The sequence below is a fragment of the Mesorhizobium sp. M7A.F.Ca.MR.148.00.0.0 genome (genome assembly GCF_003997735.1).
In the GTDB taxonomy this organism is placed as follows: Bacteria; Pseudomonadota; Alphaproteobacteria; order Rhizobiales; family Rhizobiaceae; genus Mesorhizobium.
On the sequence record NZ_RZTB01000429.1, the window covers coordinates 1 to 389 of the forward strand.

At 57.6% G+C, this 389-nt stretch carries 1 protein-coding gene; it reads left to right on the forward strand.

Going from position 1 to position 389, the window contains the following annotated elements:
• Nucleotides 1-54: 54 nt before the first annotated feature.
• On the forward strand, nt 55-389 hold a 335-nt coding region (locus tag EOB49_RS34815), incomplete at its 3' end, for an endonuclease domain-containing protein (protein WP_164781975.1).

Here is a 389-nt window from a genome sequence, read left to right on the forward strand (position 1 = left end):
GGGGAGATCAGCCTCCGCCGCCGATTTCGCTAATCATCGGCCAAAGGGTGTTTGATGGGACACGATCTCGTTCCGCAACGACACCGCCGGAATGCAAAATCCATGCGTCACGTCATGACCGATGCGGAGTTGAAGCTCTGGAACGAGTTGCGCGCTCACCGATTGATGGGGATGAGCTTTCGGCGGCAGGTGCCGATCGGTCCCTACATTGTAGACTTTGCTTGCTCGGCCTACCACCTCATCGTCGAGGTAGACGGCAGCCAGCATGCGGATACCGAAAATCTGCAACGGGATGAAGCTCGAAGCGCCTATCTGAAGGCGAGCGGCTGGACCATCCTGCGCTTCTGGAACGACGACGTCATTCGCGATATCGACAATGTCTGCCAGCA